Source organism: Mycolicibacterium tokaiense (assembly GCF_010725885.1).
Lineage (GTDB): Bacteria > Actinomycetota > Actinomycetes > Mycobacteriales > Mycobacteriaceae > Mycobacterium > Mycobacterium tokaiense.
In genome coordinates this window covers 676,931-695,144 of record NZ_AP022600.1, presented here as the reverse complement: position 1 = coordinate 695,144, position 18,214 = coordinate 676,931, and the positions used below count along the sequence as shown (strand labels likewise).

The 18,214-nt window shown below is 65.9% G+C and carries 17 protein-coding genes; 5 read left to right on the top strand and 12 right to left on the bottom strand.

Features of this window, described 5'->3' with window-relative positions:
* Positions 1-7 precede the first annotated feature (7 nt).
* The 6 genes from G6N58_RS03335 to G6N58_RS03310 are packed head-to-tail and all read right to left on the bottom strand — an operon-like array spanning position 8 to position 7,920.
* The gene (locus tag G6N58_RS03335) at positions 8-694 is read right to left on the bottom strand and encodes a response regulator (protein ID WP_115279722.1); all 687 of its coding nucleotides are present in this window, start codon (positions 692-694) and stop codon (positions 8-10) included.
* Complete coding sequence (locus tag G6N58_RS03330) at positions 691-3,195, bottom strand: DUF4118 domain-containing protein (protein WP_115279723.1); 2,505 nt, start codon at positions 3,193-3,195, stop codon at positions 691-693. Before G6N58_RS03330 ends, G6N58_RS03335 begins: the two co-directional genes overlap by 4 nt.
* Positions 3,196-3,202: 7 nt before the next feature.
* Entirely contained in the window at positions 3,203-4,024 is an 822-nt protein-coding gene (locus tag G6N58_RS03325; protein WP_115279724.1) for a potassium-transporting ATPase subunit C, read from the bottom strand.
* Between the two features lies 1 nt (position 4,025).
* The gene (gene kdpB, locus G6N58_RS03320) at positions 4,026-6,161 is read right to left on the bottom strand and encodes a potassium-transporting ATPase subunit KdpB (protein WP_115279725.1); all 2,136 of its coding nucleotides are present in this window, start codon (positions 6,159-6,161) and stop codon (positions 4,026-4,028) included.
* The gene (kdpA, locus tag G6N58_RS03315; protein WP_115279726.1) at positions 6,158-7,831 is read right to left on the bottom strand and encodes a potassium-transporting ATPase subunit KdpA; all 1,674 of its coding nucleotides are present in this window, start codon (positions 7,829-7,831) and stop codon (positions 6,158-6,160) included. Before kdpA ends, kdpB begins: the two co-directional genes overlap by 4 nt.
* A complete protein-coding gene (locus tag G6N58_RS03310) occupies positions 7,831-7,920 on the bottom strand; it encodes a potassium-transporting ATPase subunit F (RefSeq protein ID WP_115279727.1) in 90 nt (29 codons plus the stop codon). The genes kdpA and G6N58_RS03310 overlap by 1 nt, the downstream gene beginning before the upstream one ends.
* A 284-nt stretch (positions 7,921-8,204) precedes the next feature.
* On the opposite strand from G6N58_RS03310, the gene G6N58_RS03305 reads away from it, so the two are divergent.
* Positions 8,205-8,903 (top strand): hypothetical protein, encoded by a 699-nt coding sequence (locus G6N58_RS03305; protein ID WP_115279728.1) that lies wholly within the window; start codon positions 8,205-8,207, stop codon positions 8,901-8,903.
* Positions 8,904-8,914: 11 nt separating this feature from the next.
* Positions 8,915-9,517: a PepSY domain-containing protein gene (locus tag G6N58_RS03300; protein ID WP_163907871.1), complete on the top strand. Its 603-nt coding sequence runs from the start codon at positions 8,915-8,917 to the stop codon at positions 9,515-9,517.
* A 26-nt stretch (positions 9,518-9,543) separates the two neighbouring features.
* Here G6N58_RS03300 and G6N58_RS03295 read toward each other — a convergent pair whose 3' ends face one another.
* Positions 9,544-10,533 carry a LysR family transcriptional regulator gene (locus G6N58_RS03295; protein WP_115279730.1) on the bottom strand — a complete coding sequence of 330 codons (990 nt, stop codon included), beginning with the start codon at positions 10,531-10,533 and terminating at the stop codon, positions 9,544-9,546.
* 220 nt (positions 10,534-10,753) lie between these two features.
* On the opposite strand from G6N58_RS03295, the gene G6N58_RS03290 reads away from it, so the two are divergent.
* Together G6N58_RS03290 and G6N58_RS03285 are read left to right on the top strand one after the other, a co-directional pair.
* Positions 10,754-11,161: a hypothetical protein gene (locus tag G6N58_RS03290; protein ID WP_115281846.1), complete on the top strand. Its 408-nt coding sequence runs from the start codon at positions 10,754-10,756 to the stop codon at positions 11,159-11,161.
* 55 nt (positions 11,162-11,216) lie between these two features.
* A complete protein-coding gene (locus G6N58_RS03285; protein WP_115279731.1) occupies positions 11,217-12,083 on the top strand; it encodes an alpha/beta fold hydrolase in 867 nt (288 codons plus the stop codon).
* Positions 12,084-12,356: 273 nt separating this feature from the next.
* Here G6N58_RS03285 and G6N58_RS03280 read toward each other — a convergent pair whose 3' ends face one another.
* From G6N58_RS03280 to G6N58_RS03260, 5 genes are read right to left on the bottom strand one after another with little or no spacing between them, the layout of a single operon-like run.
* Positions 12,357-13,367, bottom strand: coding sequence for a carbon-nitrogen hydrolase family protein (locus G6N58_RS03280; RefSeq protein WP_115279732.1), 1,011 nt, complete (start codon positions 13,365-13,367; stop codon positions 12,357-12,359).
* Entirely contained in the window at positions 13,355-14,296 is a 942-nt protein-coding gene (locus tag G6N58_RS03275) for a LysR family transcriptional regulator (protein WP_115279733.1), read from the bottom strand. Before G6N58_RS03275 ends, G6N58_RS03280 begins: the two co-directional genes overlap by 13 nt.
* A gap of 10 nt (positions 14,297-14,306) precedes the next feature.
* Positions 14,307-15,380, bottom strand: a complete 1,074-nt coding sequence (locus tag G6N58_RS03270; protein WP_115279734.1) for a phenylacetaldoxime dehydratase family protein — start codon at positions 15,378-15,380, stop codon at positions 14,307-14,309.
* The gene (locus G6N58_RS03265; RefSeq protein WP_115279735.1) at positions 15,377-16,726 is read right to left on the bottom strand and encodes an MFS transporter; all 1,350 of its coding nucleotides are present in this window, start codon (positions 16,724-16,726) and stop codon (positions 15,377-15,379) included. Before G6N58_RS03265 ends, G6N58_RS03270 begins: the two co-directional genes overlap by 4 nt.
* 11 nt (positions 16,727-16,737) lie before the next feature.
* A complete protein-coding gene (locus G6N58_RS03260) occupies positions 16,738-17,004 on the bottom strand; it encodes a hypothetical protein (protein WP_147289371.1) in 267 nt (88 codons plus the stop codon).
* On the opposite strand from G6N58_RS03260, the gene G6N58_RS30530 reads away from it, so the two are divergent.
* Entirely contained in the window at positions 16,994-18,199 is a 1,206-nt protein-coding gene (locus tag G6N58_RS30530) for a PGRS repeat-containing protein (protein WP_174904651.1), read from the top strand. The genes G6N58_RS03260 and G6N58_RS30530 overlap by 11 nt on opposite strands.
* Positions 18,200-18,214 lie beyond the last annotated feature (15 nt).

The following is an 18,214-nucleotide window of genomic DNA, read 5'->3' as shown; positions in this document are numbered from 1 at the left end:
CGTCGGCCTACTCCTGGAAGCGGTACCCCATACCCGATTCGGTGAGCAGGTGCTTGGGGTTGGGCGGATCCGCTTCCAGCTTGCGCCGCAGCTGTGCCAGGTACACCCGCAGGTAGTGGGTCTCCTTGGCGTACGCCGGTCCCCACACCTCCTTGAGCAGTTCCTCGCGGCCCACCAGCTTGCCCCGATTGCGCACCAGCATCTCCAGCATGCCCCACTCGGTGGGGGTCAGGTGGACTTCGTTGCCGTTGCGGGTCACCTTCTTGGCTGCGAGATCGACTGTGAATGAGGATGTTTCGATGACGGGTTGATCACCCTCCGACGTGGCGGCACCGCGGCGCACGGCGGCCCGCAGACGCGCCAGGAATTCGTCCATGCCGAACGGTTTGGTCACGTAGTCGTCCGCGCCGGCGTCCAGGGCTTCCACTTTGTCCGAGGAATCCGTGCGCGCCGAGAGCACGATCACCGGCGCCGTCAGCCATCCCCGCAGCCCGCCCAGCACGTCGATGCCCGACATGTCCGGCAGGCCCAGGTCCAGGATCACCACGTCCGGCCGATGTTCTGCGGCGATACGCAGCGCGTCGGCTCCGGTGGCGGCGGTGTACACCTCATAGCCCCGGACCGACAGATTGATGCGCAGCGCGCGCAGGATCTGCGGCTCGTCGTCGATCACCAGCACGCGTGTCTTGCTCATCGCGGTCCTCCTGCAGGCAGTTCAACAACCACTGTCAATCCGCCGCCGGGGGTGTCGGTCACCGAGATGGAGCCGCCCATGGCCTGAGCGAAACCGCGGGCGACGGACAAGCCGAGTCCGACGCCGGTGGTGTTGTCGGAGTCCCCGAGTCGCTGGAACGGTGCGAACATCGACTCTTCGGTACCGCGCGCCACCCCCGGTCCCTCGTCGACGACGTTGATCAGTACGCGCTCGCCCACCTGTCCGGCATTGACCCGCACCCACCCACCCGCGGAGTAGCGCAGCGCATTGTCGATGAGATTCACCAGCACGCGTTCCAGCAGTCCGGGGTCGGCCGACACCACGGCGTCGCCGACCTCGACCTTGACCCGATCCAGGGCGGCCCGTCCGGCCGCGGTGCTGCCGCGGCTGATCGCCAACAGCGCCCGCTGTACGGCCTCTTCCACATACACCCGGTTCACACTCGGTTTCACCACTCCGGCGGCCAGCCGCGAGGAGTCCAGCAGATTGCCGACCAGGGTGGTGAGTCCGTCGATCGACTCCTCCACGGTGGCAAGCAGTTCGGCGGTGTCCTCGGGGGAGAAGGCCACGTCGTCGCTGCGCAGACTGGACACCGCGGCCTTGGCGGCAGCCAGCGGGGTGCGCAGGTCGTGGCTGACAGCAGACAGCAGCGAGCGGCGCAGATCGTCGGCCTTGGCGATCGCCTCGGCACGGCTGGCCTCCTCGGTGAGTTCGCGTTGCCGTACCAGACCGGCCGCTTGGGTCGCCACGGCCCCCAGTACCCGTCGGTCCCGCGCGGGCAGCCGGCGTCCGGTCATCAACAACCAGAACTCGTCATCGCCCACCTCGATCGCGGTGTCCGCGGATTCCACGTCTGCGCAGGGGTTCTCACCGACGCAGGCCACCACACCGCTGCCTTCCCGCAGCAACGACACCGACTTCTGCAGGTAGGTCTCACGGACGCGCTCCAGTAGCGCGGTCAGGTCGGCGCCGCGCAACACCGACCCGGCGAACAAGGCCAGCAGCTCGGCTTCGCGAGACGCCCACCGAGCTTCGCGCGCGCGCTTGGCGGCGCTGTCGACCAGTGCGGCAACCGCGACGGCCACCGCCAGCAACACAACAACGGTGACGGCGCTGTCCGGGGCCGCGATGGTGAAGGTGTACCGCGGATCCACCAGGAAATAGTTGAGCAGGAATCCCGACAGCACCGCCGACAGCGCCGCCGGCGCCACGCCGCCGAGCAACGCAACCACCAGCACTCCGATGAAGAACAGGGCACTCTCGCCGGCGACCCCCAGCAGGGGATCGAGCAGCAGGACTGTGATGGCGCAGATCAAGGTCGGCACCACCGCCGCGGCGAGCCACGACGTCAGATACCGACTGCGGGGGGAGAGTGACGCGAGATTCCAGCCGGGCTTGGTTTCTTCGTGGGTGACCATGTGGACGTCGATCTTGCCGGACTGCTGCACCGTCCTGGCCCCGATGCCCTCGTCGAAGATCCGCGCCCACCGCGATCGCCGCGACGTTCCCAGCACCAACTGGGTGGCATTGCGTTCCCGCGCGAAATCCAACAGGGCACTGGGCACGTCGTCGCCGACGACGGTGTGCAAGGTGGCGCTCACGCTGGTGGCCAGCTCGCGGATCTTGCCCATCTGCGGTGCCGATACCCCGGACAGGCCGTCACCGCGTACCACGTGCACCACCATCAGCTCGGCGCTGGACTTCGACGCGATGCGCGACGCGCGCCGCACCAGCGTTTCGGATTCTGGGCCGCCGGTCACCGCGACCACGACGCGTTCGCGCGCCTCCCAGGTGGCGCTGATCTGGTGATCGGCGCGGTACTTGGCCAGAGCGGCGTCCACCTGGTCGGCCAGCCACAGCAGCGCGAGTTCGCGCAGCGCGGTCAGATTGCCCCGGCGGAAGTAATTGCTCAGGGCGGCGTCGATGCGATCGGGCTGATAGACGTTGCCGTGAGAAAGTCTGCGGCGCAGCGCTTCCGGAGTGATGTCCACCAGCTCGATCTGATCAGCGCTGCGCACCACCGCATCCGGCACGGTCTCTTTCTGCTCGATGCCGGTGATCTGTGCCACCACATCGTTCAGACTTTCGAGATGTTGCACGTTCACCGTCGAGATGACGGTGATACCGGCATCCAGGATCTCCCCGATGTCCTGCCAGCGTTTGGGATTCTTGCTGCCGGGGGTGTTGGTGTGTGCCAATTCGTCGACCAGCACCACCTCGGGTGCGCGCGCGATCACGGCGGGCACGTCGAGTTCGGGGAAGGTGCCGCCGCGGTAGTCGATGTACCGCGGCGGCACGATCTCGATACCGTCCAGGAGTTCGGCGGTCTTACGGCGGCCGTGGGTCTCGACCACCGCTGCCACCAGGTCGGTACCCCGCTCCAGCCGTCGGTGTGCTTCACCGAGCATGGCGAAGGTCTTGCCGACGCCGGGGGCCGCGCCGAGGTAGATGCGCAGCTCACCCCGTTTGGTCGTGCTCACCTGACCATCATCCCCCCAACTGGTCGAGAGCCAGGTTGACTTCCAGGACGTTCACCGCAGGCTCACCCATGAATCCCAGCGCACGCCCCTCAGTGTGCTCGTCGACGATCTGGCGCACCTGCTCGGCGCTGATGCCGCGGGCCCGGGCCACCCGCTCCACCTGCAACTGTGCATAGGCGGGGGAGATGTCGGGATCCAGCCCACTGCCGCTGGCGGTGACGGCATCGGCGGGGACGACCGCGCGGGCGGAGCCTTCGACCGCGACGAGTCGACCCGCTGAGAGGTCGCTGCCGTCGTTGCATCGGACGGGGGCGCCGCTGTAGCTGGTCACAAACGGCACCGCCGGGCAGGCCTGATTGACGCTCACCACGTCTGTCGGGCTCAAGACCGACAACACCGCGCCCACCCCGTCGACGGTGCAGAAGGGTCGGGTGCCGTCCACGCCGTCGGCGGCCCCGACTTCCAGGCTGCGGGTACACACCTGGGTCAGCAGGCTGGTGCGGTCGGCGGTGTCGACGATGTCTTCCGGTCCCAGGTTGGAGGCGCTGGTGGACATCGGGTCATACCCGTCGCCGGCCGCCGAAGGCCGCGACTGGAAGTACTGCGGCAGGGGATTGCCGTCGGCGTCGGTGAACAGTTGCCCGATCAGGCTGGAACCCACTGGTTTTCCGTCGACCTCGACGATCGAGCCGTCGGCTCTGGCCTGCAGGCCGGGTATCTGCGCCACCGCCCACACCAGGAGCGGATAGACCAGGCCGGTGATGACGGTGAGCAGCAGCAGCATCCGCAGCGCAGCCCAGTGTTGGCGGACCAGAGCAGAGAACTTCATGTCAGGACATCCCAGGGAAGAGTTGAATTACCAGGTCGATGATCTTGATGCCGATGAACGGCGCCACAATTCCCCCGAGGCCGTACACCAAGAGGTTGCGGCTCAACAGTTTTGATGCACTGGCAGGGGTGTATCGGACACCCTTGAGGGCCAGTGGGATCAGGAACACGATGACGATCGCGTTGAAGATCACCGCGGACAGGATCGCGGACTGTGGGCTGTGCAGCCGCATGACGTTGAGCAGATCCAAGCCGGGGAACAGCGTCACGAACAGCGCCGGGATGATGGCGAAATACTTCGCGATGTCATTGGCGATGGAGAACGTGGTGAGTGCCCCACGGGTGATCAGCAGCTGCTTGCCGATCTCGACGATCTCGATCAGCTTGGTGGGGTCGGAATCCAGATCCACCATGTTGCCGGCCTCTTTGGCTGCCGACGTCCCGGTGTTCATCGCCACCCCCACATCAGCCTGCGCCAGCGCGGGAGCGTCGTTGGTGCCGTCGCCGGTCATCGCGACCAGCCTGCCGCCGTCCTGTTCCTTCTTGATCAGGGCCAGCTTGTCCTCGGGCGTCGCCTCGGCGAGGAAGTCGTCCACCCCGGCTTCGTCGGCGATGGCCTTGGCGGTCATGGGGTTGTCGCCGGTGATCATCACCGTCCGGATGCCCATGCGGCGCATCTCGTCGAAGCGTTCTCGCATGCCGTGCTTCACCACGTCTTTGAGGTGGATGACCCCGAGCACCTCAGCGGTGCCGTGGTGTGCTCGCCCCACCACCAGCGGCGTGCCACCGGAGTTGGAGACGTCATTGACGATGCCGGTCAACTGCGTCGACACCGTGCCCCCGAGGCTCCGGACCCACTCGGCCACAGATCCGGCGGCACCCTTTCGCAGGGACTGGCCGTCGTCGAGATCCACTCCGGACATCCGGGTGGTGGCGGTGAACTCGATCCACTGAGCGCCGTCGAGCTCGCCCGGGTGCCGCGCCCGCAGACCGTGAGCTTCCTTGGCGTACACCACGATGGAGCGGCCCTCAGGAGTTTCGTCGGCCAGGCTGGACAGCTGCGCCGCATCCGCGAGCGCCTCGGCGGTGACACCGTCGACCGGCAGGAAATCGCTGGCCTGGCGGTTGCCCAGGGTGATCGTCCCGGTCTTGTCCAGCAGCAGAGTGTTGACGTCACCGGCGGCTTCGACCGCGCGGCCGGACATCGCGAGGACGTTGCGTTGCACCAGGCGGTCCATACCTGCGATGCCGATGGCGCTCAACAGCGCCCCGATGGTGGTGGGGATCAGGCAGACCAGCAGCGCCACCATCACGATTCCGGTGACCCCGTTGCCATCCAGCGCCAGGCTGTCCGGGACGCCGGGGTTGTTGGCCTTGGAGTAGATGGCCAGCGGCTGCAGGGTGGCGACGGCGAAGACGAAGATGATCGTCAAGGCGCTGAGCAGGATGTTCAGCGCGATCTCGTTCGGCGTCTTCTGGCGGTTGGCGCCTTCGACCAGAGCGATCATCCGGTCGACGAAGCTCTCGCCCGGTTTCTGGGTGACCTTGACGACGATCCGATCGGACAGGACGGTGGTTCCGCCCGTGACGGCCGACCGGTCGCCGCCGGATTCCCGGATGACGGGTGCGGATTCGCCGGTGATGGCCGACTCATCCACCGACGCAATGCCTTCCACGACGTCGCCGTCGCCGGGAATCACCTGGCCGGCTTCGACCACCACGTAGTCGCCCTGCTTGAGCATCGGGGCGGGCACGCTCTCCTCGGTGCCGTCGGGGTTGAGCTTGCGGGCAACGGTGTCGGACTTCGCTTTCCGCAAGCTGTCGGCCTGCGCTTTGCCGCGGCCCTCGGCCACGGCTTCGGCGAGGTTGGCGAAGATGACGGTCAGCCAGAGCCAGAATACGACCAGCCAGGAGAACCACGACGGCTCGATGATCGCCAGGACGGTCGACCACGCCGCGCCGATCTCGACGATGAACATCACCGGATTGCGCCACAAGGTGCGCGGGTCCAGTTTGCGGACGGCGTCCGGGAGTGACCGGAGAAGCATCTTCGGGTCCAGCAGTCCGCCCTTGACGGATCCCTGGCTGGTCTTGTGTTTGGCGGCGGCAGTCGCCGCCGTCACCGCGGTGACGGTCATACGTGTATTCCTTCAGCGAGCGGGCCCAGGGCGAGCATGGGCAGGAAGGTCAGAGCAACCAGGATCAGCGTCACGCCGGACACCAACCCGACGAACTGTGGCCGGTGAGTGGGCAGGGTGCCCACCGACGCGGGGGTATGTCCTTGTCGGGCCAGTGATCCGGCCAATGCGAGCACCAGAATGATGGGCAGAAACCGACCGAACATCATGGCTAGCCCCAGCGCCGTGTTGTACCACTCGGTGTTCACGCTGATGCCTGCAAACGCCGAGCCGTTGTTGTTCGACGCAGAGGTGAAGGCGTACAGCAATTCCGAAAGACCGTGCGGTCCGGTGTTCAGCATGCCGGCGCGTTGGCCGGGCATCGCCATCGCGATCGCGGTGCCCGTCAGCACCAGCAGCGGTGTCACCAGGAAATAGCTTGCCGCCAGCTTGATCTCCCGCGGGGTGATCTTCTTGCCCAGATACTCCGGGGTGCGGCCCACCATCAGCCCGGCGACAAACACCGTGATGACCGCCAGGACCAACATGCCGTAGAGGCCGGCGCCGACACCGCCCGGTGCGACCTCGCCGAGCTGCATGTTGAACAGGAGCATCAACCCACCCAGGCTGGTATAGGAGTCATGGAACGAGTTGACCGAACCGGTCGACGTCAAGGTGGTGCTGGCGGCGAACACAGCTGAATCGGCCACGCCGAAACGGGTTTCCACGCCCTCCATTGCCGACCCCACCGCCGTCGGCACAGTGCCGTGTGCCTGTAGCTGGAAAAACAGGGTCAGCGTCCAGCTGATCAGAGCCAGGGTGCCCTGAACGGCGACGATCGCCAGTCCCTGCTTGGGACTGCCGACCATCTTGCCGAAGGTGCGCGGCAGCGAAAAGGCAATGACCAGTAGCAGGAAGATGATGACGTAATTCGTCCAGGCAGTTGGGTTCTCGAACGGGTGTGCGGCGTTGACGTTGAAGAACCCACCACCGTTGGTGCCCAGATTCTTGATCGCCTCTTGGCTGGCAACCGGTCCACCGGGGATGGTCTGCGATCCTCCGGTCACGGTGTCGACGATCTGGGTGTGGGTGTTGAAATTCTGAATTGCCCCGCCGGCGACCAGGATGATGGCCGCGACAAACGAGATCGGCAGCAGAATCCTCAAGGTGCCACGGACGAGGTCCACCCAGAAGTTGCCGAGGTCAGTGGATTTTGTGCGCGCGAATCCACGCACCAGGGCAATTGCCACGGCCATACCCACGGCTGCGGACACGAAGTTCTGCACCGCCAACCCGGCCATCTGCACCAGATGGCCGTAGGTCGACTCACCGGAGTAGGCCTGCCAGTTGGTGTTGGTGACAAAGCTGACCGCGGTGTTCCAGGCCAGCGCCGGCGTCACTTCCGTGGCTGGGTCGTTCAGGTGCAAGGGCAGGCGCCCCTGCAGCAGTTGGAAGACAAACAGGAACAGCAGGGACACCGCGGAGAAGGCGAGCACGCTGCGGGCATACGCGCCCCAGGTCTGCCCGGCTTTCGGGTCGGCGCCGATTGCTCGGTAGATCCCGCGCTCGATACGCCAGTCCTTGGTGGTGGTGTAGACGCGGTACATGTAGTCGCCCAGTGGCACGTGCACGGCCGCCAGCGCGACGATCAGGGCGAGAAGAAACAGCACTCCCGCTGTTGTGGAGCTCATCAGAACTTCTCCGGAAACAGCAGGGTGGCGATCAGGAACAACGCGATGGCGACGGCCAACACCACGCCGACGCTGTTGGCAAGGTTCATCGCTCGAGCAACCTCACTGCGCCGCCGAGCATCGCGAAGACCGCGACGGTCAGCACGACGTAGACAACTACAGACATGACATCCGACTCCGTTTCGTGGCCCGCATCGGGCGGGCTCACACAGGAGTGAACGCCCGTCGTCGGGCGTCTTGACGGGCCTTGACGGTTTCTTGACACCAGCGGGTGTTGTCTTTACGGAGTCCTTGCGCCGGGTGGGGTGGCCTGCACTTTCGTTCGTTTACACCGGTAGTGTTTGCGAGAGCAACGGTCGACCTGGAGGTTTTTGTGCGGGCACAGCTGGCGGCGGGACTGTTCGTGATGGCCACCCTGGTGGCCGGCTGCGGGGGTGAGGTGGCCGGCGCGCCCACCTCGGCCGCCGAGACAGGCCCGTCGGCCGCCGAACCCGCCGCCGATGCCGGTGCCGACGTTGCAGCAATCGAGGACGTCTTCGAGCGTTACCGCGCCGAGGTGCTGGCCGGCAACGGCGCGGCGGTGCCCGCGATCGTCAGTCCGTCGACCATCTCGCACTACGACGAGGTGGTGCGCCTGGCGCAGACCGGTGGGCCAGAAGAGATCGCCGCGGCCGGGATGATGGACCGGTTGATGGTGGCGCGGTTGCGGGTGACGATGACGCCCGAGGAACTGGGCGCCATGGATGGCCCGGGCCTACTGGCCTACGGCGTGGACAACGGGATGATCGACGCGTCCTCGGTGGAGACCAACAGCCTCGGCGAGGTGCGCGTCGAGGGGGATCGCGGATACGCCGAGATGATCGTCGACTCGGTGCCCAGCGGCGTGGACTGGGAATTCGCCCGCACCGGGGCCGGCTGGACGTTCGACCTGGCCGCCGGATTCCCTCTGATCAACGACACCCTCGAACAGGTGGCCGCCGAATCCGACATGACACCCGACGAGTTCATCTTCCAGGCGGTCACCATGGTGACCGGCGAACCGGTGGACGCCAGCGTCTACGACAAGCCATGAGGTGCTCAGGTGTGACGGTCGGTGCATCCACCGCTGTGATCGCAGCCCTGCTGGTGGCGGGGTGTTCATCGAACGGCGATGGTGGGTCCACCGAACCGCCGACGTCCTCCCCGGCTGCCCCCGTGACCTCGGAGACCACGCGGAGTGCGCCGTCGACCGCCGCTGTCGCCGGCCCGGGTCCCGACGCGGATCTGGCGACCACCACGTTCCCGGTGGATCTCGACCGAGCGCTGGCCGTGGCCGACCAGACGGTGCCCGGCGGCACCGTCACCAAGATCGAGCTGGAATACGAGCGCTCGGACAACACCTGGGTGTACAAGATCGACACCCAGGTGGGCACCGAGCAGCGGGAGCTGAGGATCGACGCCCAGTCCGCGCAGGTGATCCGCGACGACCGGGACCGGGAGTCCGACAACCCCGTGGCCGTTGACCCCCGGCGGCTGACACCCATGGATGCCGCGGCGCGGGCGACCGATCTGGTGCCCGGCTCGGTGGCGTCGTGGTCGTTGGAGTTCGACGACGACAGGCAGCGCTACTCGTTCGACATCCGTACCGCCAACGGGACCGAGGACGTCGACGTGGATGTCGATTCGGGGGCGGCCACCCGGGATTGAGCCGACACGTCGGAGCGCGGGTGTTGTTACTGCACCCGTCGCAAACGTGAAACTTCCGGCCACGTATCGGTTTTGGCCGGCGGCACCTGGACTTCCGAAGGCTGGTTGGGGATCCAGGAGTTGGGAATCGGGCTCAGCGATGCGACAGCTTTCGCCGTTTCCACGAAATCACCCACGACGGGGGAGTCGACGTCGGTGCGCCAGGCGATCGTCAGGATCGTCGGAGGGATATCTGTGACGGGGATGAACGCCAAGCCCGGGCGGTCATAAAAACGCTGGGTGGAGGCCTGGGAAAAAGCCATCCCGCGCTCGGCGAGAATGGCCTCGAAACATTCGTCGACGGTGGAAACCTCGGCGCCGAGCTGAACAGGCGTCCCATGACGACTGTCGGCGGCGAGCCAGAAAGTGCGCCACGCGTCGGGCGACTTGCGTGCGATGAAAGGTTGGTCCAATACCTGCTCGACGCTGATCTCGGCGACGTCGGCCAACGGTGACGTCGCCGAAACGACGAGGACGCGTGGCTCGATGAACAGCGTCTCGATGCCCAGCCAATCCTGCACGAGCACGGGCGGGCGTAGAAACGCGACGTCCACTGAACCGTCGGCCAGTCCCACAGAGGGATCGGTGAAGTCGTGGGAACGCATGTCGACCTCGATGTCGGGATGGAGGTCGTGAAAGGCGTTGAGAATCTTGGGGGTCAGCTCTGCGGCGGCGTTGGCCTGGAAGCCGACCACAAGGGGACGGTGAGATCCGTGGCGGCCCGCATCTTGAATCTGCCAGGCCAATCGTTCCGCTTCACTGAGTAGCCGCTTGCTGCCGTCGAGCAGCAGTTCCCCGACTGCAGTGAGTTCGACATGGCGGCTCGTGCGTACGAACAGCGGCGCGTTGAGAGAGTGCTCGAGCTTGCGGATCTGGATGCTCAGAGACGGCTGCGCGATGTGCAGACGGGCGGCGGCACGACCGAAGTGCAACTCCTCGGCGACCGCGACAAAGTACGTCAAAAGTCGCAGGTCCATTGAGGGGAGCACAACTCAACGTTAGTTGTCCACGTCTGCTACCACCATTAGTTCTTGCCTATCGATCGGTTGCCGATAGGTATTGGACGTCACTCCTGGTGGCGAGTGTGATGGAAAGCATGCACGGTGATTCGCTCGGAACGATTTGTTCCACGTCGGTCTCGCCAGCATGACGAGCAGAAATCCTGTCTCGGTTTCCACCTCCCGCGAAGGAATCATCATGACTGTCACAACCTCGGCAACGACTGCCGCCGAGTGGGCCGACGCGTTCGCCCAGGCGAGCAACGGCGACCCGGAGATTCAGGCGCACGGCAAGTACTTCACGTGCTCCTACCTGCTCGACATGACCGACCGGACCTTTGTCGTCGAGGTCAGCCGCGGCCAGGTCGTCAACGTCGCGATCGATCCCGGCCCCCTCGACGTGGCGTATCAATTCGCGCTCCGCGCTAGTGCGGACACCTGGCAGAACTTCGGCGTACCGGTGCCGGCGCCGATGTATCACGGCATCTGGTCGGCGAGCTTCCAGCGGGACCTGAAGCTCGAGGGGGACATTCTGGTGCTGATGCAGAACCTGCGGTGCTTCACCCGCCAATTCGAACTGCTTCGTACCGTCGGCGTTCCCGTCTGATCCGCCGCCTTCGATCACTTCGCCGACAACCACCACCAGCGTCAAGGACACAACAATGAGCAAGATTTCCCCCGTTACCGGGCACTACGTCGACGTTGACGTCGACGGGCTTCTGTACAAGGTCTTTTACCTCGAGAACGGAAAGGGCCAACCGCTGGTCTGCCAGCACACCGCGGGATGCCACAACCATCAGTGGCGAGGCCTTCTCGAAGACGACGAGATCACCCAGGACTACCGCGTGATCGCCTATGACCTGCCCCGGCACGGCAAGTCCGACCCGCCGGAGAACGCCCAGTGGTGGACCGAGGAATATCAACTCTCTGCCGATCACTTCGCGAACTTCATCGTGGCGCTCGTCGATGCGCTGGAGTTGGAGAACCCGATCTTCATGGGTTCCTCTTTCGGCGGCAACATCGCACTGCAACTGGCTCTACGCCATCCCGAACGCTTCGCCGGCGTCATCCCGGTCGAGGGTGCCGACTACTCGCCCGGCTTTTACCTGGATTGGTGGCAGCACCCCCACGCCAATGCAGCCCAGGTCTGTGCCAGCGGCGTCTGGGATCTGATGGCCCCGCAGTCGCCCGATGCTGATCGCTGGAAGACCTGGTTCTACTACAGCCAAGGCTCGGAAGCGTTCAAGGGCGACCTGCACTTCTACTCGGTCGACCACGATCTACGCGACAAGCTGGGCGAGATCGACGGAGACCGCTGCCCCGTCGTCATGCTCACCGGCGACTACGACTACCTCACCACCCCCGAGGACAGCGCCCGCACCGCGGGGCAGATCAAGGGCGGCGAATTCATCGAGATGAAGAGCATCGGTCACTTCCCGATGAGCGAGAACCACGCTGTCTTCCGTACCTATTTGCTGCAGGCACTGGAAATACTGCAGAAGAAGGCCGGGGCCGCTCTCACCGCATAGCCGCCGCATTCCACCGACCGCCGCCTGCCCGCACGGAACACCGTGCGGGCAGGTTGGCTTACTTGTCGCTGTGCGGCGCGGTGTGCTGCCATCCCGCATCGCGCTGATGGTGCGCCCTGTTGGGATGGAATGGAAATCGGTCCTGTTACGAGTCATCCGCCTCCGTCAGTGCAGCCTCCGACCCGGGCCCTGATGCTGACCTGGCGGCCACGACGTTCCCCGTAGATCTCGACCGTGCGCTGGCGGTGGCCGACCAGACCGTGCCCGGCAGCGCTACTCTTTCGACATCCGCACGGCCAACGGTACCGACGACGTCGACGTGGATGTCGAATCGGGGGCTGCGACCCGGGACTGAACCGCCTTGGGGTGCAGTGCGACAGGCACTTTGGCCTCGGTGTCGACGTGCAGACGGAAGACGTCCGCGCGGGCGTAATGCCCCACGGCGTCGAAGTCGAGGGCTTGCCGCACCAGGTCATCGGTGTTCAGGTCCGCGTAGATGACGTGCTCCTCGTCGTACACCGGGCCCACCAGCACCTCACCGCGCGGGGAGATGACCGCGCTTCCCCCGCGCATGAGGACGTCCTCCGGTGAGGTACCGAACTCGGTCTGATAGTCCTGGGGATAGTCGCGTCGACGCATCACCTGGCAGGCGGTGATGACGAAGCACCGTCCCTCCAGCGCGATGTGCCGCATGGTGCTCATCCAGGTGTCGCGGTCGTCGGCGGTGGGCGCGCAGTAGATCTCGATGCCCTGGCTGTACATCGCCGTGCGCATCAGCGGCATGTAGTTCTCCCAGCAGATGACGCTGCCCAGCTTCCCCGCGGGCGAATCCACCACGGGCAGGGTCGATCCGTCACCGAAACCCCAGATGAGCCGCTCCGCTCCGGTGGGCATCAGCTTGCGGTGATACCCGACGGTGACGCCGTGCTCGTCGATCATGACGACGGTGCAGTAGCACGTGCGTCCGGCGCGCTCGATCACCCCGATGACGACGAACACCGATTCCTGTTGGGCAGCATCGGCAATCGCCGCGAGCTCCGGGCCGTCGAGTTCGACGGCGCTGCGCCATGTCCTCAGATACTCGTCGCGGCCTTCCTCGGTGCGTCGGCCCACCGGACTGCCGAAGTTGAGTCCCTTGGGGTAGGTGCCCAGGAACGCTTCGGGAAAGACTACGACGCGAGCGCCCCCACGGCCGGCTTCGCGAATGGCGGCGACGGCCTTGTTAGTGGTGGCTGCACTGTCGAACGCCACCGAACCCAGTTGCGCCACTGCTACTCGAACCATTGGAACTCCTTCAACTCTGTTGCGATGTCCTCGATCACGCCGACCATCCAGGTCAGCGCCGGCGAGCGGTCCTGAGATTGGTGCCACAGCGTCTTCACGGTGAACTGCGGGAGCTGGATCGGTGGTGTGCTCACGCTGAGCTCCATCGACTCGGCGAACACGCGGGCAGCGAATTCGGGCATGGTGGCCACCGCCGCCACCCGGCTCAGGAGAATCGGAACCATCGCGAAATGTCCTGTGGATGCGATGATCTGGCGTGTGTGTCCCTCCGCGTGCAGCACATCGTCGACAATGCCGCGGGTTCCGTCGGCCGAGATCATCAGGTGGGGGAGTGCCACGTAGTCGGCGTAGGACAGCGGTCCCTGCCGGCCGAGCAACCTCGGGTTGTACACACAGGCGTAGGACGAGGTGAACAGGTCCCGGGTGCGAATCTCCGAACCCCACGCCGAGGACGCCGCGATGCCGATGTCCACCTGCCCTGAGCTGACCAGACCCTCCACCTCGACCCGACGGGTCTGAATGCAGTGCGCTGAGGACGCGGGGCTCATTTCGCTGAGCGTCTGGATGATTCGCGGCATGAAGACCGCCTCGAGGTCATCGGACATACCGAAGCGGAACACCGCGCGCTCGGTGGACGGATCGAAAGAGGCCACGCCGTCGATGGCCTCGCGCAGATTCCCCAGACCGGCGGCGACTGCCGCGTGGATCTGCCGCGCCTTGGCGGTGGGAGCCATGCCTCCGCTGGCGCGGACAAAGAGCTGATCGTCGAACATCTTGCGTAGCCGCTGCAGGCTGGCGCTCACCGCCGCCTGACTCATGTTCAGCCGCACCGCTGTACGGGTGACGTTCAGCTCTTCCATCAGTACCGCGTAGACCACCAGAAGGTTCAGATCATGGCTGCGCAGATGTACGGGACCGTCGGTGACCACGGGCGCGCCCCTATTCCACTGCGAGGACGGTCCGGGCCGATGGCAGCAGCCCTGTCATGGGATCGCAGTTCACGTACTCGAACCGGGCACTGCTGGGCATGATGAACACTTCGTGCCAGGTGGTGACCTCGCGATCCGATCCATACTCGCGGTTCTTGTCGATCGCATGCTCGTAGATCGCATGATGGGTGGGGTGGTCCTCGGCCCAGGCCTCGACATCGGCCAGACTCTGGAAGTGGGCGTAGGTACTGGTTTCCCGTCTGGGTGTCAGGGTGTCGCGATTCAGGCTGGTGAGCTCACGCAGCGCCAGCGTGCCGGTGGCTTCCTTGTGACGTGACAGGTACTGCATGCCTTCCGACAGCTTGGGTTGCAGGCTCTCCTCGTAGTCGGTGCGCTGTTCGGTTCCTGCCGCGGCCCAGAACTGCCCGGACCGGATCACCGCCATGTTGTGGTGAGTTTCCGCACGCAGACGACGGCCGCGGGTCTCGCGGAAGGTGTTCGGTGGCCGCGTGGTCTGTGCCACCTGCAGCGGGTCGATGGCCGAGACCGGCAGCCGGTCACGGGCCGCCCCGAAGTATCCGTTGACGGTCATGGACTCGACCTCGGTGCCGGGGCAGGCGGCCAACCCGAAGGACCCACGGGGGTCTGAATAGATGGTCTCGGCGTGATCCAACGGAACCTGAATCACCTCCCGCCACGCGCCGAACGCGATGGTGGCGGCGTCCAGACCGTCATACCACCGCCCCAAAGGTGCACTTGAATACCACGTTTCGTGATGCAGCGGGTTGCGCCAGTAGGCGAGGTGGATGATGTTGAGCAGTCCCGCGTCGTCGGTGCAGGCCAACAATTCCCAGGCCTCGGGCGCTCCGGGATGCGGGATGTTGTGCGAGGCGCGGATCCGCTCCAGGAAGGCTTGCACCCCGACGGACTCCCACGACTCGACCTGGATCCCGAGGTACTCACTGGTCAGCATTGTTACCGGTTCGGTGTACGCCAGGGTCCACCGTGGTGCGCGGGGCTGGTGCCCGTCGGGCTTGCGGGCCGGCAGCTGTCGCGGATAGGCGACGTTTCCCCACGGGGTCATGGTGTGCTCACCTTCGTCGGCTGTCCCTGCGGTGTGCGTTCCCGGTACGGCCACTGGACACTGCCGAGGTCGGTTCCGCGCGTCTCCTTGACGAGGGTGCCACCGATCACGGCGAGGCCGGCGAGCAGGGCCGTCCAGGCCCAGAAGATCCACCCGCTACCGATGTCAGCGGACCAGGTGAGCAGATACGGCGCCGTCCCGCCGAACAACGCCACCGAGACCGATGTTGCGAAAGCGACGCTGGTGGCGCGGATGTGGGTGGGGAAGAGTTCGGAGATGAAGGCCGGGTACATCGCGGCGCCCATGGCCCAGATGCTCATGCCGGCGGCCTGGGCCACGAACAACGTCCAGGGTTGGTCGGTGATCAGCAGCGACAGCGGATAGAACGAGACCATGGCGAACAGGCCGAAGGCAATGATCATCGGGCGTCGACCGTACTTGTCCGACAGCCGCCCGCACAGCACCAGTGCGCCGAGGGCAACAGCCTGGGCCAGCAGACTCGCGGTGAACGCGTCGGTGGCGTCCATGCCCCGATCGGAGATGGCCAGCGAGGAGGCGAAGATGGCCCAGACGTAGTAGGCGCAGTTGTGCCCGCAGGAGAGCAGAACCACCAGGGCCCCGGCTTTGAACTTCCTGCCGGCGGTCCATCGTACCGCGGCGCCGGACTGATCCGGTGTTGACTCCGAGGACACGAATTCCTCTGTCTCGGTGGCTGATCGGCGCAGAACAAGGACGAACAGGCCGAACGCGGCGCCGACGACGAACGCCCAGCGCCAGGCCCCGTCGGCGACTGCTTGCTGACCGAGCACGGCATTGAACAACGCACCGAGCAGTGTGGCCAGCATGACACCGAGCGTCACTGCGAAAAATACCGAGCTGGACCACAAGCCGCGCTTCGGCGCCGGTGCAATCTCCGACACGTAGGTGTACGCGACGCCCGATTCGCCGCCGTGGGCGAAGCCTTGGAGCAGTCGGGCGACCAGCAGCAGGACCGAGGCCCACACGCCGATGCTCTCGAAACTGGGGATGAACGCGATCATCAAGCAGGCCATCGACATGGTGCTGATCGTTGCGACCAGAACGAACTTGCGGCCTCTGATATCGGCCAACCGACCGAATGCCAACCCGCCGAGCGGGCGTGCCAGGAAGCCGGCGGCAAATACCGCCAATGTGGACAACAGTGCCGATGTGGGCTCGGAATTGTCGAAGAAATGCGCAGCGATGTAGGTCGAGAAGATGGCGTAGAGGGTCCAGTCGAACCACTCCAGGACATTGCCGGCTATGGCCGCGCGAAGGGACTTGAGCTGGTTCTTCCCGGGTGGTGCAGAAACTTCTTGGGCGGACACCTGAAGATCTCCTAGAGGAAGGCAGGCGCAAGCGAAAACACACCTGAGCTGGTTGCATGGGAATTGCCCGAAGGCATCGTGATGATTTCAGCGTAGGTGCTGGCGTTCTCTGGCAAAAACAACTTGTCGTTATAGTCGATATTGCCGAGCGTGATGTTTCGACGCGGTAAGCCCCACATCTCGAACATATGGCGTCCACCTTGCCGATTCGCGCCGCGCGCGGCTGTTTGCGGCGTAACGTCCGACGGGATCTGAGGGGGTCCGTCGATGAACGTCATTCCGCGTTCTGCTCTGTTGGCCGGTGTCGCGTGCGCGGGGGCGGGGCTGCTCGCCGCGTCGCCCGTTGCCGCAGCTGATACCGATTCGACTGTCCAGCAGCAGAATTCATCAACACCGTGGTGGCTGTACGCCACCGAATCCGGCGACCGTGCGCCGAGCGCGTTCATCGGGTCGGGCGCCGACCTGAACGACGTGGTCGCTGACGTCATTGCCGTTTTCGTCTCCGACGGTGGGCCCGGCCAGAACGCCGGCCTGCTGATCGGAAACGGCGGTGACGGCCTGCCCGGACAGAACGGCGGCCGCGGCGGTCTGCTGTTCGGCAACGGTGGCAACGGCGGCGAGGGGTTGCCCGGCCAGGCCGCCGGCAACGGCGGTTCGGCCGGACTGGTCGGCAACGGTGGCAATGGCGGTAACGGCATCTACGGTGGCGCGGGCGGCAACGGCGGACACGGTGGGCTGCTGTCCGGCAACGGTGGGCACGGCGGCAACGGGGGCAATGGCGTCGAGGGCAATCCCGGTGTCAATCCGTCTCCCACGGGCCCGCCTGCCACCAACGGCGAGCCGGGTGCCAACGGGTCAGCCGGTGGCAACGGCGGCGCCGGCGGGCCTGGCCACAACGGCGGTAACGGTGGACGCGGCGGCGACCTCAGCGGCGACGGATCGGTCACCGCCGGATCCGGCGGCAGCGGTGGTCCCGGCGGGACCGGCGCCGACGGCGGCAATGGCGCCGATGGCGGCAATGCGTCCTCCACCGACGGAGATGCCCAGGGCGGCAGCGGGGGCAACGGCGGTGAGGGCGGCGCCGGTGCCGGTGGCGGCGACGGTCTGGCTGGTGGCAACGGTGGTCGCGGCGGCAGTGGCGGCCTGTTCTCCGGCAACGGCGGCAATGGCGGCAGCGGGGGGACCGGCGGTCAGGGCGGTCAGGGCGCCGGCGGCGGTAATGGGGGCAGCGGCGGCAACGGTGGTTATGGCAGCCCCGGCGGTGAGGGCAGTGGCAGCAACGGCGAGCCCGGGTCCGGCGGTACCGGCGGGCCGGGTGGTGGCGGTGGCGACGGTGGTCTGGGCGGCACCGGGGGAGCCGGCGGCCGGGGCGGGCTGGCGTCGGGCTCGGCCGGGCAGGCCGGTGAGAACGGCAGCGACGGCGAGAACGGCCAGGACGGTCCCTCTGGCGGTGACGGCTACTCGGGTTCCTGAATACGGCTGGGCTGG